The organism is Micromonospora sp. WMMC250, assembly GCF_027460215.1.
GTDB lineage: Bacteria > Actinomycetota > Actinomycetes > Mycobacteriales > Micromonosporaceae > Micromonospora > Micromonospora taraxaci.
Genome location: NZ_JAPZBJ010000002.1, coordinates 114,079 through 135,079 on the forward strand (window position 1 = coordinate 114,079; position 21,001 = coordinate 135,079).

General features: G+C 69.7%; 21 protein-coding genes and 2 pseudogenes. 11 read left to right on the plus strand and 12 right to left on the minus strand.

Features of this window, described 5'->3' with window-relative positions; all coding sequences use genetic code 11:
* Positions 1–181: 181 nt before the first annotated feature.
* Both O3438_RS00695 and O3438_RS00700 read right to left on the minus strand, forming a co-directional pair.
* Positions 182–328 (minus strand): annotated as a pseudogene (locus O3438_RS00695) (carboxymuconolactone decarboxylase family protein); the annotation flags it as partial.
* Between the two features lie 298 nt (positions 329–626).
* Complete coding sequence (locus O3438_RS00700; RefSeq protein ID WP_269678028.1) at positions 627–1,892, minus strand: alpha/beta fold hydrolase; 1,266 nt, start codon at positions 1,890–1,892, stop codon at positions 627–629.
* 206 nt (positions 1,893–2,098) lie between these two features.
* On the opposite strand from O3438_RS00700, the gene O3438_RS00705 reads away from it, so the two are divergent.
* From O3438_RS00705 to O3438_RS34270, 4 genes and pseudogenes are all read left to right on the plus strand, one after another.
* Positions 2,099–2,494, plus strand: coding sequence for a hypothetical protein (locus tag O3438_RS00705; protein ID WP_269678029.1), 396 nt, complete (start codon positions 2,099–2,101; stop codon positions 2,492–2,494).
* A 324-nt stretch (positions 2,495–2,818) separates the two neighbouring features.
* Positions 2,819–3,391, plus strand: a complete 573-nt coding sequence (locus tag O3438_RS00710; protein WP_269678030.1) for an RNA polymerase sigma factor — start codon at positions 2,819–2,821, stop codon at positions 3,389–3,391.
* On the plus strand, positions 3,388–4,533 hold the full coding sequence (locus tag O3438_RS00715; RefSeq protein WP_269678031.1) for a hypothetical protein: 1,146 nt from the start codon (positions 3,388–3,390) through the stop codon (positions 4,531–4,533). The genes O3438_RS00710 and O3438_RS00715 overlap by 4 nt, the downstream gene beginning before the upstream one ends.
* Before the next feature lie 171 nt (positions 4,534–4,704).
* Positions 4,705–4,899: pseudogene (locus O3438_RS34270) on the plus strand (hypothetical protein); the annotation flags it as partial.
* Here O3438_RS34270 and O3438_RS00720 read toward each other — a convergent pair.
* From O3438_RS00720 to O3438_RS00730, 3 genes are all read right to left on the minus strand, one after another.
* On the minus strand, positions 4,852–5,484 hold the full coding sequence (locus O3438_RS00720; RefSeq protein ID WP_269678032.1) for a hypothetical protein: 633 nt from the start codon (positions 5,482–5,484) through the stop codon (positions 4,852–4,854). The pseudogene O3438_RS34270 and the gene O3438_RS00720 sit on opposite strands and share 48 nt — an antisense overlap.
* Positions 5,485–5,615: 131 nt before the next feature.
* The gene (locus tag O3438_RS00725; RefSeq protein ID WP_269678033.1) at positions 5,616–6,794 is read right to left on the minus strand and encodes a GDSL-type esterase/lipase family protein; all 1,179 of its coding nucleotides are present in this window, start codon (positions 6,792–6,794) and stop codon (positions 5,616–5,618) included.
* 84 nt (positions 6,795–6,878) lie between these two features.
* On the minus strand, positions 6,879–7,448 hold the full coding sequence (locus tag O3438_RS00730) for a TetR/AcrR family transcriptional regulator (RefSeq protein WP_269678034.1): 570 nt from the start codon (positions 7,446–7,448) through the stop codon (positions 6,879–6,881).
* Positions 7,449–7,647: 199 nt separating this feature from the next.
* Here O3438_RS00730 and O3438_RS00735 point away from each other — a divergent pair, with 199 nt between their 5' ends.
* From O3438_RS00735 to O3438_RS00745, 3 genes are all read left to right on the plus strand, one after another.
* The gene (locus tag O3438_RS00735; RefSeq protein WP_269678035.1) at positions 7,648–8,208 is read left to right on the plus strand and encodes a hypothetical protein; all 561 of its coding nucleotides are present in this window, start codon (positions 7,648–7,650) and stop codon (positions 8,206–8,208) included.
* Between the two features lies 1 nt (position 8,209).
* Positions 8,210–9,631, plus strand: coding sequence for a dihydrolipoyl dehydrogenase family protein (locus O3438_RS00740; protein WP_269678036.1), 1,422 nt, complete (start codon positions 8,210–8,212; stop codon positions 9,629–9,631).
* Between the two features lie 68 nt (positions 9,632–9,699).
* Positions 9,700–10,005 (plus strand): EthD family reductase, encoded by a 306-nt coding sequence (locus tag O3438_RS00745; protein WP_269678037.1) that lies wholly within the window; start codon positions 9,700–9,702, stop codon positions 10,003–10,005.
* 83 nt (positions 10,006–10,088) lie between these two features.
* Here the strand turns inward: O3438_RS00745 and O3438_RS00750 are convergent, their stop codons facing one another.
* From O3438_RS00750 to O3438_RS00770, 5 genes are read right to left on the minus strand one after another with little or no spacing between them, the layout of a single operon-like run.
* Complete coding sequence (locus O3438_RS00750; protein WP_269678038.1) at positions 10,089–10,424, minus strand: DUF4387 domain-containing protein; 336 nt, start codon at positions 10,422–10,424, stop codon at positions 10,089–10,091.
* On the minus strand, positions 10,414–11,787 hold the full coding sequence (locus tag O3438_RS00755) for an acyclic terpene utilization AtuA family protein (protein WP_269678039.1): 1,374 nt from the start codon (positions 11,785–11,787) through the stop codon (positions 10,414–10,416). Before O3438_RS00755 ends, O3438_RS00750 begins: the two co-directional genes overlap by 11 nt.
* 29 nt (positions 11,788–11,816) lie before the next feature.
* Positions 11,817–13,481: an FAD-binding dehydrogenase gene (locus O3438_RS00760; protein ID WP_269678040.1), complete on the minus strand. Its 1,665-nt coding sequence runs from the start codon at positions 13,479–13,481 to the stop codon at positions 11,817–11,819.
* A complete protein-coding gene (locus tag O3438_RS00765) occupies positions 13,478–14,422 on the minus strand; it encodes a phosphoglycerate dehydrogenase (protein WP_269678041.1) in 945 nt (314 codons plus the stop codon). Before O3438_RS00765 ends, O3438_RS00760 begins: the two co-directional genes overlap by 4 nt.
* Complete coding sequence (locus tag O3438_RS00770) at positions 14,422–15,681, minus strand: MFS transporter (RefSeq protein ID WP_269678042.1); 1,260 nt, start codon at positions 15,679–15,681, stop codon at positions 14,422–14,424. Before O3438_RS00770 ends, O3438_RS00765 begins: the two co-directional genes overlap by 1 nt.
* A 98-nt stretch (positions 15,682–15,779) precedes the next feature.
* Here O3438_RS00770 and O3438_RS00775 point away from each other — a divergent pair, with 98 nt between their 5' ends.
* Positions 15,780–16,469 (plus strand): GntR family transcriptional regulator, encoded by a 690-nt coding sequence (locus O3438_RS00775; RefSeq protein WP_269678043.1) that lies wholly within the window; start codon positions 15,780–15,782, stop codon positions 16,467–16,469.
* A complete protein-coding gene (locus tag O3438_RS00780; RefSeq protein WP_269678044.1) occupies positions 16,466–17,563 on the plus strand; it encodes a tartrate dehydrogenase in 1,098 nt (365 codons plus the stop codon). The genes O3438_RS00775 and O3438_RS00780 overlap by 4 nt, the downstream gene beginning before the upstream one ends.
* A 36-nt stretch (positions 17,564–17,599) precedes the next feature.
* On the opposite strand, the gene O3438_RS00785 is transcribed toward O3438_RS00780, so the two are convergent.
* Complete coding sequence (locus tag O3438_RS00785) at positions 17,600–17,962, minus strand: hypothetical protein (protein WP_269678045.1); 363 nt, start codon at positions 17,960–17,962, stop codon at positions 17,600–17,602.
* 381 nt (positions 17,963–18,343) lie between these two features.
* Between O3438_RS00785 and O3438_RS00790 the strand changes: the two genes are divergently transcribed.
* Both O3438_RS00790 and O3438_RS00795 read left to right on the plus strand, forming a co-directional pair.
* A complete protein-coding gene (locus tag O3438_RS00790; RefSeq protein ID WP_269678046.1) occupies positions 18,344–18,718 on the plus strand; it encodes a hypothetical protein in 375 nt (124 codons plus the stop codon).
* A 604-nt stretch (positions 18,719–19,322) separates the two neighbouring features.
* Positions 19,323–19,784, plus strand: coding sequence for a hypothetical protein (locus tag O3438_RS00795; RefSeq protein ID WP_269678047.1), 462 nt, complete (start codon positions 19,323–19,325; stop codon positions 19,782–19,784).
* Positions 19,785–19,794: 10 nt separating this feature from the next.
* Here O3438_RS00795 and O3438_RS00800 read toward each other — a convergent pair whose 3' ends face one another.
* Positions 19,795–20,856 (minus strand): extracellular catalytic domain type 1 short-chain-length polyhydroxyalkanoate depolymerase, encoded by a 1,062-nt coding sequence (locus tag O3438_RS00800; RefSeq protein WP_269678048.1) that lies wholly within the window; start codon positions 20,854–20,856, stop codon positions 19,795–19,797.
* Positions 20,857–21,001: the final 145 nt, after the last annotated feature.

Consider the following 21,001-nt stretch of genomic DNA (forward strand, 5'->3'; position numbering starts at 1 on the left):
CCGAGGGGATGTGCCGACGCGCTGCTCCACGGCCGGTGCGACCTGGACCGCGAGGAAGGAACTTTCCGGCTGGCCAATCAAGCGGCGTCCCGCTCATGTCGTGACGACGGACGGGCCAGCCGGCTGGTGTGGGGCGGACGGGGAGCAGGTTGCGCTCTGCGAAGACCTTCTTGGCGACGAGCGTGGCGTTGACGGCCCGCGGCACGCCGCAGTAGACCACCGCCCGCAGCAGCGCCTCGACGATCTCTGACGGTGTCAGGCCCGCGTTGAGCGCGCCGTTGACGGCGGCCTCAGGTCTCCTCCCCCGGGAGAAGCGGGTGAAGATCATGAACGTGGGACCTGCCTCTGTTCTACGTGATGTGCTGATCCTCGGCCAGTTCGAGACCGTCCCGGCGGACGTTGATGAGGTCTGCGCCGGTCTCGTGTTGCGGTTCTGGCGGAGCAGACTGACGGCCCTGGCATTCCCGTGGCACCAACTGCGCCGTCATACAGCTGACGGCAGGGGCTTCCGGCATCCGTCTGAAGGGCGATTTCGCGGCCCTGCTGACGCAACCGGCGGACGCGGCACGCCTACTGCGCCACGACCCGGACGACCGCGCAGCCCTCGACGAGTGACGAGACATCGTTCAGCAGGCCGTGTTGTGCTTCGGCAGGTGCCCGTGCACCAGGTACGCGGTGACCATGCCAGTCAGGCAGGTGTTGGCCTGCCCGCTGAGCAGAGGCACGTGTGTCTGCCTGTCGACGGTGACCAGCCGTGAGCCGGTGATGGACCGGGCGGTCGCGATCGAGTTGGCCAGCGGCACCGAGGCGTCGCGCAGTGCGGCGACGACGAGCGCCGCCGGCGCCCGGTTGCTGGCAAGCGGCGGGGTGTTGTCCTGGCTGACCGACCAGAAGGCGCAGGGGTTGAGGTTGGCGATCGACGGGCCGAAGACGGGATAGCGGGTGCCAAGGCGAGCCAGGTCGTCGCGGTAGGTAGCCAGGTCGCGCGGCCACACGTTGTCGCCGCAGCGGAAGGCCATGTTGACCGCGGTGTGGTTGTCCGCCGGCACGCCCGGGGTTCCGGGCAGGGGCGCGGGTCGCGGATTGAGGGGGATCGGTGGCGGGGTGCGGGCGAGGATGGCGGCCAGGTTGGTCGCGACCACCGGCCACAGGTGCTCGAAGTACGTCGCGATGACCGTCAGGGAGCCCAACTCGCCGGTGGTCCAGGCGTGATCCCCGGCCACGATCGGCTCTATCGCCGCCTCAGCGAAAGCCCTGCTCAGGGTTTCCGCGACCGCGGCCGGCGTGGCACCGAGCCCGAACGCCGCGCTGTTGTCGGCAACGTACCCGGTGAAGGCGGCGTAGTTCTCCTCGAAGGCAGGAAGACGCCTCAGTTCATAGGGGCGCCAGGCGAGGTCGTAGTTGACCGGGCTGTCCAGCACAAACCGCTCCACCCGGTGCGGGAAGAGCGTGCCGTACGCGACGCCGAGCATCGCCGCGTACGAGCCCCCGAGGAAGGAGAGCTTCCGCTCGCCCAGGCGTGCCCGGATGACGTCCATGTCACGGGCGGCCTGTGCGGTCGTGGCGAACGGCAGCGCCCAGCCTGCGTGCCGGGCGCAGGCGCGGGCGTATTCGCGGGCCTCGGCGGCGGTGTCCTTCAGAGACTGATAGGTCGCGGTGCGCACCCAGTAGCCGCCCGGCTCCTCCTCCGGCTGGCCACAGGTGATCGGAGTGCTGCGTTCGACGAAGCGCATGTCGAACCCGACGATGTCGTACCGCCCGAGCACCGCCGGGTCGACGGTGGCGGCGAGATTCAGCGGCTCCGGGACACCGGCGCCACCCGGCCCGCCGCCCGTGGTGAACAGCACCCCCCGGCGAAGCGCCGGGTCGGTCGCGGGGAGCCGGGAGACCATGATGTCGATCGTCGGGCCGGATGGCCGCGCGTGGTCGAGCGGCACCTGGACTGTGGCGCAACGCAGACGGGTATCAGCAACACCTGGGCAGGCCCGCCACGCGAGGGTCGCCCCGCTGGCCGCCGAGGCTGGGGCGATGGCCATGGTAAGACAAGCGACAACGAGAGCTGCCATCGCGCGCATTGACGTCCCCCGACCATCGAATCATGTCTGTCTATGCCGTACACGCTAGGGCGCAGTTCCCCACACCGCAACGTGGCGCTTGGGCACCGGCGACACCATCGAAGCCCATCGAGGAAGCCTTGGACAGCGAGACTGTTACCCGCGCCATCGTCGTCTGGACCGGATGGGGACGAACGGCGTGGCCCGACCGTGATGAGGCGGCGCTCGTGGCCGAGTTCGGAGCTGAGCTCGCCCTCGGCGTCCTCGCAGAAGTCCGCCGGCTGGAGGACAGGTTCTACTCGTCCGAAGCAAGCAAGGTCGCCCCTGACCTGACAGCGATGGGAGAGCAGGCTGCCGCCGAGTTCCGTGAGACGCACCCCGAGATCGGAGAAGAGGCTGTGCAAGCCCTCGCCTGGAGTTACACGTTCGACTTCAAGTAGAGCCGGCCGCGTCGGCTCAGCGGGCAGCCCGTGGGTTGTTCGCCATCACTCCGTCCACGTCGGTCCACCAACGCCGCCGGCGCGATGGATCGAGGCTGTCGGTCGTCACTCTCATGATCACGACGATGTCGGCTGCTACCTCCCGACTTCGCCCTCGTCCCAGGCTTGGGCACGACGCTCGGGCCGACGCTGACCGCGCCGCAGCCGCTCATGCCGCTGAGAGGTCGCCAACGGACGACCCTTGCCGTCGGACTCCGGGGTCTGAACACTTTTCCGGCTGATCGGCAATGTCAGGGTGGAGCGCGGACTTTGCCGAGGAGGGCCATGGCTTCGGATGCGGATTTGATAGGCCGGTCGTTGGATGGCGATGTCGACGCCTTCGTAGAGGTGGTCGAGCGTCATGAGGCCGCCGTCGGTTCGTACCTCGTACGCCGGGCCGGGCGGGATGCGGCTGAGGACCTCCTCGGCGAGGTGTGGGTTGCGGCGTTCGAGTCGCGGCGATCGTACGACCGGTCGTACAACGATGCGCGGCCGTGGCTGTACGGGGTGGCACTGAATCGCTTGCGGCGCTACTGGCGGTCCCGGCCGGCCGAGGACCTGGTCGCCGACGTGCCGGACGTGGCTACTGGGTGGGATGCGTGGTCGGCGGTGGACCTCGGCGTGGACGCCCGGGCGGTACTCCGGTCGGCCCTGACGCGGCTCAAACCCGAAGAGCGGGAGGTCCTGAGGCTCGTCGCCTGGGAGGACCTGACCGCAGCCGACGCCGCGCGGGCACTCGGCATACCGGCCGGCACCGCGCGGCGGCTGCTGAGCCAGGCCAGGACGGCACTGCGTGACGCTCCGGGGGTGTCCGCGCTTCTGAAGGACCGCAACAGCGCGAAGGAGAGACACCGATGACCGACGAGCTTGATCTGGTCGGTGCGTTGGGCAGCGCTGAACCACTACGCCCGGAGGCGTATCAGCGGGCGAGGGCGGTGCTGCGGGCGGCTATGGCCGACCCGGAAACCGCGCGGCTGTCGGGCGCGATATCGGCGGAGGACACGACTATGGAGGCGACGTCAACAATGGAAACGACGACTACCACGCGGGACCGCGACTCCAGCCCGGCGCTTCGGCGCCGCCGAGGGATGGGTGTAGCGCGCCGATGGGGCATTGGCGCCGGGGTGGGGGTCGCCGCCGCGGCGGCAGTCGTCGCCGTGGTGCTCAACTCGTCGGCGACCGGGGGCATGGAGGCCACCAGGGATGCGTCAGCCGCCCCCTCGGCTTCGACCAGCGTCGACGGGTCGGCCGAGCGCGCGCCGCTGATGACCCTGGCCGGGTCCATCAAGACGGTCACCCCGGCTGCGGGCGACGCGTGGCTGGTGAAGGCGACGCAGGTCCACGGCACCAAGACCATGCAGGTCGTCTACACGTTGTACACCGACGGTCACGCGATCTACACGGGCAACAGCGTGAAGGACATCAAGCGCGCGATCGCCCGTCACCAGGACCAGATGACGGACGGCGGCTACGCTCCGCTCCTCAAGGCAGCCGTCGCCGCAGCGGACAGCAGCCCGGCCGACGGCCGGACCCAGATGCTCACGGCAGCCAAGGATCCACTGGTCGGCCTCGACCCCGTGGCGCAGAAGGCGGTGTGGGACAAGCAGCAGGCGGACGCCCAGGTGATCATCAAGCAGAAGGGCGGCAACGTCGCGCCGAAGCCGTACAGCCCTCAGGCCGTTGAGCGGCACTTCGACAACGCGCTGTGGACGTACAGCACCCAGGCGCTGTCCGCCGGCAACGGCAACACGCAGGTCCGGGCCGGTGTTCTGCGTCTGCTGTCCACCATCTCGGCGGTCAGCGTCAAGGACTCGACCACCCACGGCAAGGCCACGCTGACGATCACCGCCGGGCCCGAGGTGTTCGGCGGCGAGGGCAGCGAGGTGCTGACCGTCGACGCCACGACCGGCATGCTGGTCAAGGACGTCTCCATTGTGCCGGGTCTTGCCGCGGCCTCCACGACGTACGAATCCTCCCGCGTGACGAAGACCGACCTGTAGGTCCCACGCACCAGCAGTCCGGCGGACGGGCGTAACGCGCCCGGCGTTCGATGACGGTGCGGGCCGCCCAGCGGCGGCCCGCACCGTCGTTTCGTCGTTCGCGCGGCCCGTGCCTGACTGCCATGATCGGCGCGTGACGTACATCGCGGACCTGGCGCCTATGACTACTACCCGGGCGCCCCGGATGCCGTCGCCATCGGATGGCTGGATTCGAGCATGCCCTCTCCCACAGGAGCCGGCCCGCGAGACGTGCGAGCTCGCTTGGCGAGGTTCGGCGCTCAACCGGTACGGCTCATGCGTGGCGCTTCCCGTGCGCAGTCAGGCGCTCTTGTGGCTCTCGAAGGAGGAATTGACGCGTTGCTGTAGGCGGTCGGATTGAGCTACTGATCCTCCGCTCACACCGAGGCCGCGTCGAGCAGCATGGTAGAAGCGGTCGCGTCCCGTGTTGACCTGCTGGATGAGTTCTGGCAGGGATTCGGGGACTTCCTCTACGCCACGGGCTCGGTGCTCGAGCCTCCATACAGCCTCTCGCCACTCCTGCGCTGCGGCGACGGTAGTGGCGTCCCCGAGTAACAGGAGCTTTTCCCATACGAGGGTGTGCCTGATGTCGGCGTCGGCGAGTTGAGGTAGCGCTCGGTCCTTGTCCAGCCCCGAGCGGTACCTGTCACCTGCAGCCGTGGCTAGAACCTTCAGCGATACCGTCTGGATCTCCTTGAGTACCTGCGAGAACTCGCTGTATGCCTCTAGTCGTCGTTCGTCCCATCGCACGACCTGACCGCGCTTCCACTGACTCCTGGTGGACAAGAAGGTTGCCAAGCCGGTAGCCAAGGCCCCGACGACGACGCCCAGCAACGCCGGCAGCTGTGAGACGAACCCGTCCATCGGTTCGAGGATGTCAAAGCGCGGCAACCTCTGACCGGTGGCAGATTCACCGTCAACCACGTCCGCCACGCCGCCTGGCCCGCCCCGCAGGCGAGTCGGGATGGCCGGCGGACGGGATGCGCGAGCCACCGAACAACGCGGGCCCGAACCACGCCGAACAGCACCGGCTCGTCCGCCGCAGCGCGGCGTACCTCAATGGGTCAGTCGGTCCTGGTGGCGAAGGGGCCGCCGTCGCCGAACGCGAGCCGCGCGAAGTTGTCGGCGATACGGCGATGTCCGGCCGGGTCGGGGTGCACCTCGTCGGGAAGCGGCAGTTCGGCGTAGTCCGCCTCGCCGTACAGGTCGCGTCCGTCGAGGTAGTGCAGGTTCGGGTCATCGGCCGAGCGCTGTTCGACGATCCGGGCGAGTTCGTCGCGGATGACGTTGAGGGTCAGCCGCCCGGCGCTGCGCTCGGCCGGATCGCCGGTGGCCTTGAACCGCGGAGTCCCGCCCTCGAAGTCCGGGACGAGAGGGCCGGGCGTGTCCTCCTGAACCGGGCACAGGATGGCGGACACGACCAGCAGTGGTGTGGTCGGGTGTCCTTCGCGGACGGTGTCGAGGAAGCCGTGGACCGCAGGGGTGAAGGCGCGTAGACGCATCACGTCGCTGTTGACGATGTTGATGCCGATCTTGACACTGATCAGGTCCGCAGGGATGTCCCGCATGGCGCGGGCGGTGAACGGGTCGAGCAGCGCGCTTCCGCCGAACCCCAGGTTGACCAGCTCCACGCCGCCCTCGGCCGCGGCCAGGGCAGGCCAGATGGCGGTGGGATGACCCGCGTTCGAGCCGTGGCTGATGGAACTGCCGTGATGCAACCACGTCCTGCGTTCACTGGGCGGGGTGTGCTCGACGGGCGCGTCGGTGCGCAGGGCGATCAACTCGGTGATCTCCGTGTGCGGAAGCCAGATCTCGATGTCGTTCTCACCCTCCGGCAGACCCGCGAAGCGGGCCGTGCCGGACGGCCCTTCGGCCAGCACAGAGGTTTGGGTGAACATGTTGGTAACGGTCCGGACGTTGCCTTCGGGCACCGAGGCCTGTGCAGCCAGGCGACCGTTGATCAGTAGGTCGTAGACGCCGTCCGGTGGGGGCGGGAAGCCTTGGTAGACCCGCTTGGTGGGCAGCGTGTCCAGTTCGATGGTGGTGGCCCGGGTACGGAAAGCCAGCCGCACGCCGGAGGGCTGGGCCTCGGCCATGGCCAGTTGGTCGTCGGGGATCTGCTGGCGCGCCCGGGCGGTCAGCCGATGCGGCAGGAGACCACGCGCGGTCGATTCCAGATCGACAAAGCCGCGCAGGAGACCCGCGGTGATCGGGGTGGTGATCCACTGGTGTTCGGTGGGCATTGCCTCAAGCCTCTCGATCGAGATGCCGGTGTCCATCGGCGCTCGGCGCTGCGAACCGCTGGCGGTGGTGCGGCCGTCGTCGGGTCAGCGCGTGCTGTGGGTACGCAACACCGCGTCGAGCGAATCCACGATCCATTCCCAGGATTCCAGCGCGTGGGGAGTGCTGTGTTCGAAACCACCGGCTAGTTCCAAGCTGACGTAGCCGTGGAAGACGCTGCCCAGCATCCGGACCGCGTGGGTCGCGTCGGGCTCGTCCAACCCGTAGCCCCGCAAGATCGCGCGGGCCATCTGCGCGTGCCGGACGCCGGCACTGGCGGCCGCCGTTTCCGGATCGAGCCGGAGCCGGGCGGCGGTGTAGCGGCCGGGGTGCTCCCTGGCGTAGTCGCGGTAGGCGTCGGCGAACGCGGCCAGAGCGTCCCTGCCGGCCCGACCGGCGACGGCATCGGCGACGCGGTCGGCGAGTTCCTCCAGCGCGAACAGCGCGATGCGGGTCCTGAGGTCCTGTGAGTTCTTCAGGTGCGAGTACAGGCTCGGGACCTTGACGTCGAACCGCCGCGCGAGCGCCGAGACGGTGACCTGGTCGAAGCCGACCTCGTCGGCCAGTTCCGCCCCCGCTCGGGCCAGACGCTCCGGCGTCAGTCCTGGTCTGTCCATCACGCCCCCTTCCTGCCTACAACCATTATGCTTTTGTCTAAAGGTATTAGGCAAATCCGGCAGCGAGGTTCACCGCCGCCGGCGGCGGTGTGTGCGGGCGGGGGGAGAACGTTCGGTCTTGACGATGCGGAGCTGGGCTGTCATGCTGGACGAGACAGAACGATCGGTCTCCCCAGCCCCTCCGCTGAAAGGGTCACCCGTGACCACCATTGCTGCTTCACCCGGTATTTCCCAGACGGCCTCCGCGCTGCGGCGGCTGTACTTCGTCCGCTTCGCATTCGCCATCGTCTGGGCCGGCGTGACGATCGCCACCGCCAAGGAGATCGGTCCGCTCGCGGTCGCGCTGTTCGTGCTCTACCCGCTGTTCGACGTGGGCGCCGCCATCTACGACCTCCGTTCCACGCGGACCACCGGCTCGCCGAGCCTGCTGTACGTGAACATCGCGGTAAGCCTGCTCGCTGCCGTCGGTGTGGGTGCCGCCAGCTCGTCCGGCATCCCCGCCGTCCTGCGTGTCTGGGGCGCCTGGGCGGTGGTGGCTGGTCTGGTGCAGTTGGTCGTGGGTGTCACCCGTCGGAAGATGGGCGGGCAGTGGCCGATGATCATCAGTGGCGGCATCTCGGTTCTGGCCGGTGGGTCCTTCATCGCCAGCGCTTCCGCGGCCGACCCGTCGCTGACCAACGCCGCCGGCTACGCCATCCCCGGCGCCATCTTCTTCCTCATCGCGGCTATCCGCCTCGGCCGTACCGCGAAGGGCAACTGACATGACGACCATCGAGTACGACGTCGTCGTGATCGGTGCCGGTCCGGTCGGGGAGAACGTGGCCGATCGGGTCGTGCGGGGCGGGCTGACCGCCGCGATCGTCGAGCGGGAGTTGGTCGGCGGTGAGTGCTCGTACTGGGCCTGCATGCCGACCAAGGCGTTGCTGCGCAGCGCGTCCGCGTTGCGCGCGGCTCGTCACCTGCCGGGTGCGCGGGAGGCGGTGACGGGAGACCTGGACGCGGCTGCGGTGCTGGGCCGGCGGGACTCCTTCGCGTCGCATTGGCAGGACGACGGTCAGGTGTCCTGGCTGGAGTCGGCTGGCATCGCCCTGCACCGCGGTCAGGGGCGGATCAGTTCCGCCCGCGTTGTCGAGGTGACCGGCGTCGACGGTGTCACGACGACGCTGACCGCGCGGCACGCCGTGGTCGTCGCGACCGGCAGCAGCGCCCTGTTGCCGGATATCCCGGGGCTGCGCGAGTCGACGCCGTGGTCCAGCCGCGAGGCCGCTTCGGCCAGTTCGGTTCCCCGTCGGCTCGCCATCATCGGTGGTGGCGTGGTGGCGGCCGAGATGGCGACCGCGTTCGCCGCCCTGGGGTCCGCGGTGACGGTGCTGGCCCGCGATGGTGTGTTGCCGTCGGCGGAGCCGTTCGCCGGTGAACTGGTAACGGAGTCGTTGCGCGAGGCCGGTGTTTCCGTACGCCTCGGCGCGGAGGCCGTCGCCGTCAACCGCGACGACAGCGGTGCCGTCCACATCCAGACCGCCTCCGGCGAGCGGGTCGAGGCTGACGAGGTGCTGGTCGCGGTCGGTCGTACACCCAACACTCAGGACATCGGCCTCGACCGCGTCGGGCTCGCGCCCGGCGCGTGGCTGGCGGTCGACGACACCCTGCGCGTCGTCGGTGGCGGCGAGTGGCTCTATGCGGCGGGCGATGTGAACCGGCGGGTGCTGCTGACCCATCAGGGCAAGTACCAGGCGCGGGCGGTCGGCGACGTGATCGTGGCCCGGGCGAAGGGTGAGGAGGTCCAGGACGAGCGGTGGGGCCGGCACGTGGCGACGGCCGACGAACGTGCGGTGCCGCAGGTGGTCTTCACCGACCCGGAGATCGCGTCGGTGGGCCTGACCGCGGCTGCGGCCGAGGCGGCTGGGCTGCGGATCCGGGTCGTGGACTACGACCTCGGGGCCGTCGCCGGAGCTTCCCTGCACGCCGATGGCTACCGGGGGCACGCCCGCATGGTCGTCGACGAGGACCGGAAGGTGATCGTGGGCTTTGCTCTCGCGGGCCCGGACGTCGCGGAACTGATCCACGCCGCGACCATCGCCATCGTCGGCGAGGTCCCGCTGGACCGGCTGTGGCACGCGGTTCCGGCCTACCCGACCGTCAGTGAGGTGTGGCTGCGGCTGTTGGAGACCTACGGCCGCTGAATTCAGGCCTGCGTCGTTAGTTCTGCCCGATATGACACGAACACTCTGTCCACTTCGAGGAGAGTCCCATGCCCACCAAGATCACCATTGTCATCGACAACCCGGCGAACCCCGACGACTTCGAGCGGGCCTACGCGGACGTCAAGGCTGCCGCAGCGAAGTTCCCGAAGCTGCGGCGACTCGAGTCCGCGAAGGTGTGGCCGAAGGAGGATGGCACCGCTACCCCTGCGTACCGGACGCTCGACCTCTACTTCGACAGCTACGAAGACGCCTCCGCGGCAGTTGCGACCCCCGTCGCCGCTGATGTCTTCGGCACCCTCGTGGGGACACAGGTCACGTTCAAGGGGCTGTTCTCGGACATCGAGCAGGCCTGAGGATCGCAAGCTCCCGGCGGGCGTAGGCGGAAACGACGCCGACGCCCGTCGGGAGGCTCCCGCTGACCCGGTTGGCACCGGCCTCAGTGCGACTCCGGCAGCGGGAGCATGGCCAGGGGCACGTGGTGCTGCCCCGCGTGGATGTCGCGGTCGCGCAGGCTGCCCTGCGCCACGGGGCGCGGGAACGAAATCTTGACGACGTTCAGCGCCGGTATCCGGAAGATGCGGATGGCGTCAGCCGGTACGCCGTAGAGGCGGGCGATCAGCGGCGTGTCCAGGAAGCCCGGGTCGGCTACCAGGGCGTACCCGGCGGTGTCGCGCATGAACAGCTCCATCGTCACCCAGAACGGGCCGGCGTTCTTCGACCGAACCTCCAGCGCGAGGTCGGCGACGGTGCGGGGCTGGGCGTTATCGGACATCGCTGTCCTCCGGGAGGTGGATGCGGAAGAGGCTGGTGGGCGAGTCCACGTCGACGACGTGGTTGAGGACGAACTCGTACGCCGCCCCGCGCTCGGTCTCGGCGGGGGAGTAGGGGAACGCGAGGCTGGGCAGGTAGTCCATGTCGGGCGTGGGCAGGTGCAGCATGAGCGGATTGGCGATCTTCGCGACGGCGGTGGCCGTCTGCTGATCCGCGGCGCTGACCAGGAGCATCACGCCGACCTCGCGGGGTGTCCGGGTGTCCGGGTCCTTCGCCTCCAGCACGGCGTCGTAGCCGTACAGGCGGATGTCGAAGGCGTAGTCGTCGGTGCTGAGCCCGAGCGTCTGGGCGACCCGATCCGTCGTGACCCGGCGCAGCAGCTGTGCCCAGGTGGTGATCTGGCCGAGGATGTGCGGGTCGCGGATGGCGGTGAACGACATCGTCTCGTAACCGGTGATCCGCGCCCCTTCGAGCTTGTTCGTGTACGGGGCCGGCTCGAACCGGGAGCCCTCCACCCGTACCCGCCGCTCGTCCAGGGCCCGGTAGGTGGCGTCGGCGACCATCAGCGTGCCGGCCGGTTCCCGCATCGAGAACGGGTCGGCGGTCTCGTAGAGCATGTGCGCCGCGACCGAGGTGGGCGTGCAGGCGACGGCCGGGTCGAGTGGCTCGATGGTGAAGCCGGTGGCGTCGATGGTGGCGAAGACCCCGCTGGAGCGCGGGTTCGTGGTGCACTGGGCGCCGCACTCGATGATCTTGGCGGCGTGCCAGGTCGGGCCGGCCGGCATGCCGGCCATCAGCGGGAAGGCGGCGGCCACTGCGGTGTCGGTGGCGCGCCCGGCCAGCACCACGTCGGCTCCGCCGGCCAGCGCCTCGGCGATCGGCTCATGGCCCATCATCGCGACGATGTGCTCGCAGCTGTCCACCGTCGCGGGGGCGAGGTCGCCGGCCGGCGGGAGCGGGTGGATCCGGCCCTTGTCGAGATGGTCCTTGAGGTCGGCGGCCCGCTGCTCGCTGTAGATGGTGGCGACCCGCAGGTCCAGCCCTTCGTCGGCCAGGATGCCGCGGGTGATCCCGGCGACCCAGTCCACGCCGGAGTCGGTGCCGCTGGTACCGCACGAGCCGACGATCAGCGGAATGCGCGCCTTCGCCGCCGCCCGGAGCAGTAGGCGCAGGTCGCGGGCCACGGCCGCGGCGGTGGTCTTGGCCGTTCCGGTGCCCAGATAGTACGGGCCGGAGTCGGTGGACCCTCCGTCCACGGCGATGACGTCGGCACCGAGTTCCAGTCCCCGGTCGACGATCTCGGGCGGGAATCCCGAGCCGAGCATGCCGGAGGGCACGAGAATGCGTACGCGGTCGCGGGTCACGGTTTCCTCATTTCGCGGGTACGAGCCGGTCATCCGACGGTGGTGGCCACGGCGCGGCCGGCCTGCCGGCCGGAGAAGAGGCAGCCGCCCAGGAAGGTGCCTTCCAGCGCGCGGTAGCCGTGCATGCCGCCACCACCGAACCCGCTGGCCTCGCCGGCGGCGTAGAGCCCGGGCACCGGCTGGCCGGCGTCGTCCAGCACCCGACCGTCGAGGTCGGTGTGCAGGCCGCCCAGGGTCTTGCGGGTGAGCACATGCAGGCGCACGGCGATCAGCGGCCCGGCCTTCGGGTCGAGGATCCGGTGCGGCGCCGCGGTCCGCATGAGCCGGTCGCCCCGGTAGTTTCGGAAGTTGCGGATGGCGGCGATCTGCATGTCCTTGGTGAAGCTGTTGGCCAGTTCCCGGTCGCGTGCCTCGATCGTGCGCTGGATGTCGAGCGGGTCCAGCAGAGGCTCGTCGGTGAGCGCGTTCATGCCCCTCACCAGCTCGTCCAGCCGGTCGGCCACGACGAAGTCGGCGCCCCGCCGCTTGAACGCCTCCACCGGTGCCGGCGCGCCGGCACGCAGACGGCCGAGTACCTGCTTGACGCTGCGACCGGTCAGGTCCGGGTTCTGCTCGGAGCCGGAGAGCGCGAACTCCTTCTCGATGATCTTCTGGGTGAGAACGAACCAGCTGTGGTCGTGGCCAGTGGTACGCAGGTGGGCGAGCGTGCCGAGGGTGTCGAATCCGGGATAGAGCGGCACCGGCAGCCGTCGTCCGCGCGCGTCGAGCCAGACGGAGGACGGCCCGGGCAGGATCCGGATGCCGTGCGCGTCCCAGATCGGGTCCCAGTTCTGGATGCCCTCGACGTAGTGCCACATCCGATCGGGGTTGATCACGGCGCCGCCGGCGTCCTGCGTGATGGTCAGCATGCGACCGTCCACATGGGCGGGAACGCCGCTGATCATGTGGGTGGGCGGGGTGCCGAGCCGTGCCGGCCAGTTGCGGCGGACCAGGTCGTGGTTGCCGCCGATGCCGCCGGAGGTGACGATGACGGCCTGCGCGGTGTAGGCGAAGTCCCCGATCGCCTCCCGCGAGCTGGCGGTGCCGCGGGCGGCGTCGCTGGGCTCCAGGACCCGGCCCGTGGCGCCCACCACCGCGCCGTCGCTGACGGTCAGCGCGTCGACCCGGTGCCGGAAGGCGAACCGGACGAGGCCGCGTCCGGCGGCCTCCCGCACGATCGCGATAAAGGGTTCGAGCAGGCCAGGTCCGGTACCCCAGGTGACGTGGAAGCGGGGCACGGAGTTGCCGTGTCCGGTGGCGTCGTAGCCCCCGCGTTCGGCCCAGCCGACGATGGGGAACATCTTGACGCCGAGGCCCCGCAGCCACGCGCGTTTCTCGCCGGCGGCGAAGTCGACGTACGCCTCGGCCCAGCGCTGTGGCCACGCGTCCTCGGGGCGGTCGAAACCGGCGCTGCCCTGCCAGTCCTGCCAGGCGAGTTCGGTCGAGTCGCGGATGCCCATCCGGCGCTGCTCGGGGGAGTCGACCAGGAACAGCCCGCCGAACGACCAGAACGCCTGACCGCCGAGGCTCTGCTCGGGCTCCTGGTCCAGCAGCAGGACGGATCGGCCGGCGGTGACGAGTTCGGCGGTGGCCACCAGTCCGGCGAGGCCTGCGCCGATCACCATCACGTCCGCGTCCGCTGTCCTGGTGGTCATGCCGGCTCCTTCAATTCGGTGAGCGAGTGGGCGGGCCGGCCGTCGAGGGCGGCGACGAGTTCCTTGGCGCCCTCCATCCCCGCGGCCAGCCGGGCCTCGGCAGTCTGCCCGGCCATGTGCGAGTAGACAGTGATGCCGGCCACGCCGCGCAGGATGCTGTCGGCGGGCAGCGGCTCCACGTCCACCACGTCGAGGGCCGCGCCCGCCAGCCGGCCGGACCGGACCGCCTCGACCAGGGCGGCCTCGTCGACGAGCGGCCCGCGGGCGGTGTTGATCAGGTGCGCGCCCGGCTTCATCCGGGCCAACACCGCGCTGTCGATGAGATGGCGCGTGATCGGGGTCAGTGCGGTGTGGACCGACACGAAGTCGGCGTCGCGCAGCAGCTCGTCGAGCGTGCCCCGGGTGACCGGCGCGGGCAGGCCGCCGGTGCACAGCACCGTCATGCCGAAGGCGGCGGCCAGCGGAGCCACCCGCTGGGCCACCGCGCCCCGCCCGATCAGGCCGAGCGTCTTGCCGCGCAGCTCGTGGCCGTCGGTGCGGGGCCAGCCGCCGGCGGCCACCCCGGCGGCCATCGGCACCAGGGACCGGGCCTGGGCGAGCAGCAGCCCCATGGTGTACTCGGCCACCGCGTTGGCGTTGATTCCGGGCAGGTTGCTCACACTGATCCCGAGCCGACCGGCGGCGGCCACGTCGACGGAGTCGTACCCGACTCCGGTACGCACGACGGCGCGCAGGTCGGACGCCTGGCGCAGCACCTCCGCGCTCATCGGCTCGTTGGCGATCAGCGCCCCCTCCACACCGGCCAGGGCCGCGATCAGCTGCTCCGGCCGGCGTGGTCCCCGCATGGGGTCGTGGCGCGTCGTGAACCCGAGCCCGGTCAGGTAGGCGTCCACCTCGTCGCCGGGGGAGAGGTAGTCGGTGGTGATGAGGATGGTCGACATCATTCGCTTCCGGTGAGGGTGACGGCCCGATTGGCCCGGTGCGCACGTTGCAGGCGTTCGAGACGTACGACGACGAGCATGGCGAGGACGGCGAGCACGGCGATGTAGAGCAGCATCCCGTCCCAGCCGACCAGGTCGATCACCGCGCCGATCAGGGCGGGGCCGCCGAAGCCGCCCAGGTACCAGGTGACCGCGTACAGGCCGGTGTAGGCGCCGAACACCCGGCTGGACGGCGCCAGGTTCCACAGCGCCACCGCCGCGTTGATCGTGAAGGCGGCGGCGCCGGCCGAGGCCACGCAGAACGCGACGACAGTGCCGGTGGCGGTCTGCACGACGGCGCCCGCCGCCAGCGCGACGGCGAAGACGGTGATGCCCACGAGGATGATCCGCAGCCGTCCGAAGCGCTCGGCCAGCAGCGCGGCCGGATAGGCGGCGGCCACGTAGACGATGCCGCTGGGCAGGGTGAGCCCGCCCGCGTCGCCGCGGCTCAGGCCCAGCGCCTCCATGCCGTACGGGGTGATCAGCGACCGGGAGGCGAACCATGCCCCGCCGAAGAGCAGGACGGTCAGCAGCAGCAGGAGCCGGCGGCGGTCCTGGTCGGTGAACAGGCCGGCGACGATCTGCCGTAGCGGTTGGCCGACCGCGGCGGGACCGGCGGATGCCTCCTCGGCCACCGCGGCCTGGTAGGCCGGCGACCGGCTGTCGCGCACGTTGGCCAGCAGCACGAACGTGGCGGCCAGCATGATCACTGACGGGATGACGAACGCCGCCCTCGGATGCTCGTCCACCACGAGCAGGCTGATCAGCGACGCGACGATGATGGTCAGTGCGGTCGCGATCTTCACGACGGCGTTCGCCCGGCTGCGCCGTTGCGGGGGCAGGAAGTCCGGCACCAACGACTCCGCCAGCGGTCGTGTGGTGTTGGCGATCAGCGCGTAACAGAACATCACCACGACCAGCGTGGCCAGCGACGTGGTCCACGGCAGGAGGACGAAGACCAGCGCGGCCAGTGGCATGCCCACCGCGAGGTACGGGATCCGCCGCCCCCACCGGGTCCGGGTGTTGTCGGACCGGTTGCCGATCCAGGGCTGGATGAAGATTCCCAGCAGGTTGTCCATCCCCATCAGCGCGCCCACGAGCGCCGCGCTCGCCACATGCTCGCGCAGCAGGACGGGCACCTGATTGTCGTAGAAGTTCCAGGTCGACTCCTGGGCGAAGAGTGCGAGGGCTATGAAGAACGTGATCCGCCGGTTGGACACACGTCCACCTCCTTGTGTCCCGGGTCACGGTAAATTGCTGTAGCAAACGCGTCAACAGTTGCAAACAAAGTTGCTGTGTCATGCGCTAGAGTGCGGTCATGACGACAGCCGGGACGCTCGCCGATCAGGCGTACCGACAAGTTCGCACCGCCATTGCCAGCGGCGAACTCGCGCCGGGAGAGAAGGTCACCGAGCGCGGGATGGCCGAGCGGCTCGCGGTCAGCCCGACACCGGTCCGCGAGGCCCTGCGCCGGCTGGAACTCGACGGGCTGATCGAGCGGATCGGGCCGCGTACCGTGCTGGTCGCCGCCATCCGCGACGCCGCCATCGACGACCTCGCGGAGGTGGAGGTCGGCCTGCGTGGCCTCGTCGCCCGCTTCGCCGCCCGACACGCCACCGCCGAGCAGCTCGACGCGCTCGACGCCATTCTCGACCGCGCCGACGACCTGCTGATCCTCCTCAAGGAGCGGTCCACGCAGGGCGGTCCGGTCGAGCGGCACCTCACCGAACTGCTCGACACCATGCAGCAGTTCAACGACACGGTCAGCGCCTGCGCGCACAACCCGGTGCTGGTCCGGATGCTCGAGCAGAGCCGCGTGTTCTCCCGCCCGCAGCGCCGCGAGCTGCTTCTGCAACGGGTGGCGGAGGACGACACGTTCGGCCTGGAGCGATACAGCAGCCACCGCGCGCTGGTCCGGGCGCTACGGGCAGGCGACTCCGCCGCCGCGGAGCGCATCGCACTCGAGGACTCGCAGGGCGGCCTCGCGGCGCTCCGGGAGGCGCCGTGACCACCCACCGGATCGCCGTCATTCCCGGTGACGGCATCGGCAAGGAGGTCGTCCCGGCCGGCCTCGACGCGCTGCACGCCACCGCACGTCGTTTCGGCCTGACGCTCGACTTCGACACCTTCGATTTCGCCAGCGCCGACTACTGGCAGCGGCACGGCGAAATGCTGCCGCCCGACTGGGAACAGACGCTGCGTGGCTACGACGCCATCTACTTCGGCGCGGTGGGCTGGCCGGAGGTCGTACCCGACCACGTCTCGCTCTGGGGCAGCCTCCTGCGGTTCCGGCGGGTTTTCGACCAGTACGTGAACCTGCGCCCCTGCCGGCTCATGCCCGGCGTCCGCAGCCCTCTGGCGGGCCGGCTCCCCGGCGACATCGACTTCGTCGTCGTCCGGGAGAACACCGAGGGCGAATACTCCAGCGTGGGTGGACGGATCTTCGAGGGCACCGACCGGGAAACCGTCCTCCAGGAGACGATCATGACGCGCGTCGGCGTCGACCGTGTCCTGCGCTTCGCCTTCGAGCAGGCCAATCGTCGCCCGAAACGGCACCTGACGTCCGCCACCAAGAGCAACGGCATCTCCATCTCCATGCCGTACTGGGACGAGCGGGTGGCCGCGATGGGCGAACAGTTCCCCGACGTCCGCCTCGACAAGTTCCACATCGACGCGCTCGCGGCGCAGTTCGTGCTCCATCCGGAGTGGTTCGACGTGGTCGTGGCCAGCAACCTGTTCGGCGACATCCTCTCCGACCTCGGCCCGGCCTGCACCGGCACACTCGGCATCGCCCCGAGCGCCAACATCAACCCCGAGCGTGAGCACCCGAGCCTGTTCGAGCCCGTGCACGGCTCCGCACCCGACATCGCCGGCAAGGGCATCGCCAACCCGATCGGTCAGATCTGGTGCGGCTCGATGATGCTGGAGCACCTCGGCCACCCGGAGGCCGCCGCCCACCTGCTCGGCGCGGTCGAGGACGTCCTGGCGTACGGGCCCGGACAGGCGCCTCTGACCCCCGACCTGCACGGCACCGGCACAACGGCGGAGCTGGGCCGGGCGATCGCCGAGAGGGTCGGCGAACGCCCGTTCGGCGCCGCATGAGGTGGCGGCAGGTCGCCGGCACGTGCGGCTGACGTATCAGGGAGCGATGACGGCTGCGGCGACCAGGGCCACGTTCAGGAGGCCGAGTGGAACGTAGAACAGCGCGAGCGTCCGGGAGAAGGTAGCGTCCCGCCAGGTCCTGACCTGGGTGTAGGGCCGCAGGTCCATCGACATGAGTGGCACCGATGAGGTCGCCGTGATCACGTCGTCGTACAGGGCCCGGAACAGCCGCTCCTGCCAGAGGAAGTAGCCGTCGAGGAACCAGAACGCGGTGAGCGGCACGAGCCCGGCCGCAGCCAGCCACGGCTGGAATCGGGTCGTGAGGAGCGCGAGCAGCGCCGTCACGATCGTCAGCGTCCATCCCCGCATGAGGAAGGAGCTGTTTCCCAGCCGGGCCACGATCGCTTGGATGAACTCCAGGTGCTGAGCCGGTCGGCGCCGAGCACGCTCTCGCCGCCGGCGACGGCGGGCTCCCTGGTTCGAGGGATGTCGCTCATGACGGGGTGGCCGCCAGCGCCGCCACGACGTCGTAGGCGAGCGCCGGGTAGCGCGGAGAGGCCAGCGCTTCGGATGGCTGCTGTTCTCCGGGATCGTGGCGGGCATTGGCCAGCCTCCACGTGACCCTTACTTCCCTCCACAGTTAGAGCGCCACTCGTCTGCCTCGACGAGACAGCACTCGATCGCCGCTCGGTCGGCTTGACACCGCATGAGGCCAGGTGTTGACTTGCGGTTATGGGACGGGCCTCAGCAGAAAACCAAGAATCGCTTGCCCCGTCGAATATGGCTGACCGCCAGATTGTCGCTCCATGGTGGTATTACGGGATAACCGGGTTAATCGCGGGCGCTGCGATCGTGGCAAGTGCCTTTTTGCCGCAGCAGGTCGCAGGCATCTTTCTCGTCGTTGCAGCCCTCCTCGTGGGAGTGGCTAGCCGTGTCGCGGCGAAGTCCTCCGGAACTCGTCTGCCTGTTCCAGCCAGCGCTGCGGGCATCGGTTACCTGGTAGCCCTGGCGGTAGTGGTGATCGGGTCCTTGATCGTCGTGTGGACGGTGGTACGTCCTGACGGTCCTTCTTGGCTCGCGTGGATGCTTGCTGTTCTCGCCTTTGCGGTCACGCTCGGCGGGGCATGGGTGGCGAAGGCAGAGCGAGTCGCGTAAGTCCACGAACAATGCCACTTCCTGTCACGCCAGTGGGCCGCGCATTCCCACTCCACTCCGGGTGTTCGCTTGCATGACAAGTGCGGAATGCGTTTGTCGTGCACGATAGTGATGGCTGCGCCGTTGGGTAATAGGAGCGCAGGTGGGCGTGGTCGATTCTCGGCTCTGTCGCACACGCGATCGTGACTAACGGTGGCTGATGGGATCGAGCCGATGCTGAGCAGTCCCCGTGCGTGCGTGAACGATTGGAACTGAGGCCCCGTCCCGGCCACCGGGTGCTGACGAGCACGGTGCGAGGACATCACCAACGTGGCGGTTCGAGCACGCCCTTGGAAGAGGTGGCCCTCGATGCTGATGTCCTCAGCCGCCTCGTCCGCGCCCAGGTGGTCGCCAAGCTCGGCGAAGGTCCACAAGGGACCGCCGACCGCTCTGAGTTGGCTTGAGCCTGAGGCCGCGAGGGCAGGATGAAGACCCGCTGGCCGGCCCTTCGAGCACTTCGGTCACAGCGAGTCGAATTCATCGGCGTGACGACGGTTCCGAACACCAAACGACGGCGGGCCAGGCGGCCCTACGTGCGGCAGCCTGACCCACACACCGCAGGTCTGTGGTCAGAGCACTAGACCACGCACGACGTAAGAAGGCCAGCGGCGGCAAGACCGACGCCGCCCATGCCGGGCAGCTGCACCACGTTGATGTGCAGGCCCAGCTCCAGGCAACGCTCTGTCACTGCGGCGCCCAGCGCGTCGGCCGGTTGTTTCGACTCCCGGTCGCTGACCAGCTCGTCGCTGTCCCGCCTGTCACACGTCGTCGAGCGGCTGGAAAACGCGGGCTGCTCACGCGGGCCCGAATCCCCGGCGCCGGCCGGCGCACCAACGACGTGCTGACCGAGGCCGGCTACCAGGCGGTCCTGGCCGCGGCGCCGGGGCACGTCGCGGCGGTCCGGGAATACCTGATCGACCAACTCGAACCCCACGAGTTGGCGACGTTGACGCGCATCGGCACCGCGGTCGCGGCCGCCATCGACCGCCCCACGGCACCACCCGAGGCACCCGCGCCGCAGCCGTAGGGGTCGGGGCTCACCGCATCGGGTGGCGCTTGGCGAATTCCCACACGATTTCGCTGGCGTCGGGGCCGGCGTGATCGGTGTAGCGGCCGTCGCCGTCGGGGCCCGGCCACGCGTGCCCCATGTCCTGGACGCGGTACGCCTCGACGATCGAGGAACCGTCCGGCGCCGTGACCGTCGAATGCGTGTACGCGTGCCGACCCCCGCCCGCCGGCACGGACACGGTCTCCTCGGTCGGCTGGAGGCTGCCGTTGGGTAGCCCGTCGTCGACGAGGTCGCCCACCGCGGTCCACTGTTCGACGAGGCGGGTGGCGACCAGGGGCGGCACGACGTCGTCCCGTTCGCCCTGGATGACCAGCATCGGCACCCGGCGGGCGCGATCGCCCATCTGGGCCCAGGCCTGGCGTGCCGTGTCCAGCGGTGGCGTCGAGCCCGGGTCGTTCGGGTCGACCTGGTTGAGTCCGTACTCGCCGCCGGCGACCGAGGTCACCGTGGCGAAGACGTCGGGGTAGGTCGCGGCGAGGATGACGGCGGTTCCCGCGCCTGACGAGGCGCCGGCCACGTGTACCCGCGCGGGATCCGCGTCGTACTCCTCGACCACCTGGCGGGCGACACCGGCCAGCAGCGCGGGTTCACCGGTGTGCCGGTGCTGCTCGCGGGGGTCGCCGGAGTTCCAGCAGGCGATCACGTTTCGGGAGATCAGTTGCGTGGGGTAGACGACGATGAAGCCCTCCCGGTCGGCCAGGCGGTTGAACTGTGTCGTGGACTTCATGGAGTTCCACCCGTAGCCGGTCATCGCGCAGCCGTGGATCGCCATGACGACCGGCAGCCGGGCCGTTCCGTCGTGCTGGGGTGGAACGTGGACCTGGTAGCGCTGCGACCCGGCGTCGCCGTCGTAGACGTGGTTGCGGTCGCCCTCGCCCATCTGCCAGGGCAGACCGAGTTGAAGGGCGGCGACGCCGAGGCTGGCGGTGGCCACGACGCCGGCGAGGACGACGGCGACGATCCGAAGCCAGCGCCGTAGCCGAGGGCGGGGCTCGGTGCGGACGCCCGATGGGGGCGGCGACGAGGTCACGCGGGCTCTCCGTCCAGGACGGGGAAGGAGAGGTCCCTGGCGACCGGGTGGGGTGGACATGCACCCATGACAGCGCGGGCGCGACCTTCCCGTCAGTGGCACGGTGTCATCACCGGATGTGACGTGGTGTCACTGATCGTGCCCG

What these genes read in the sequence shown, in the direction of transcription:
- O3438_RS00765 (WP_269678041.1), bottom strand. Translation starts at nt 14,422, where the DNA reads ATGTCGACCATCCTCATCACCACCGACTACCTCTCCCCCGGCGACGAG.
- O3438_RS00730 (WP_269678034.1), bottom strand. Translation starts at nt 7,448, where the DNA reads ATGGACAGACCAGGACTGACGCCGGAGCGTCTGGCCCGAGCGGGGGCG.
- O3438_RS00705 (WP_269678029.1), top strand. Translation starts at nt 2,099, where the DNA reads ATGTCTGTCTATGCCGTACACGCTAGGGCGCAGTTCCCCACACCGCAA.
- O3438_RS00745 (WP_269678037.1), top strand. Translation starts at nt 9,700, where the DNA reads ATGCCCACCAAGATCACCATTGTCATCGACAACCCGGCGAACCCCGAC.
- O3438_RS00775 (WP_269678043.1), top strand. Translation starts at nt 15,780, where the DNA reads ATGACGACAGCCGGGACGCTCGCCGATCAGGCGTACCGACAAGTTCGC.
- O3438_RS00740 (WP_269678036.1), top strand. Translation starts at nt 8,210, where the DNA reads ATGACGACCATCGAGTACGACGTCGTCGTGATCGGTGCCGGTCCGGTC.
- O3438_RS00725 (WP_269678033.1), bottom strand. Translation starts at nt 6,794, where the DNA reads ATGCCCACCGAACACCAGTGGATCACCACCCCGATCACCGCGGGTCTC.
- O3438_RS00750 (WP_269678038.1), bottom strand. Translation starts at nt 10,424, where the DNA reads ATGTCCGATAACGCCCAGCCCCGCACCGTCGCCGACCTCGCGCTGGAG.
- O3438_RS00760 (WP_269678040.1), bottom strand. Translation starts at nt 13,481, where the DNA reads ATGACCACCAGGACAGCGGACGCGGACGTGATGGTGATCGGCGCAGGC.
- O3438_RS00700 (WP_269678028.1), bottom strand. Translation starts at nt 1,892, where the DNA reads ATGGTCTCCCGGCTCCCCGCGACCGACCCGGCGCTTCGCCGGGGGGTG.
- O3438_RS00790 (WP_269678046.1), top strand. Translation starts at nt 18,344, where the DNA reads ATGGCTGACCGCCAGATTGTCGCTCCATGGTGGTATTACGGGATAACC.
- O3438_RS00710 (WP_269678030.1), top strand. Translation starts at nt 2,819, where the DNA reads ATGGCTTCGGATGCGGATTTGATAGGCCGGTCGTTGGATGGCGATGTC.
- O3438_RS00715 (WP_269678031.1), top strand. Translation starts at nt 3,388, where the DNA reads ATGACCGACGAGCTTGATCTGGTCGGTGCGTTGGGCAGCGCTGAACCA.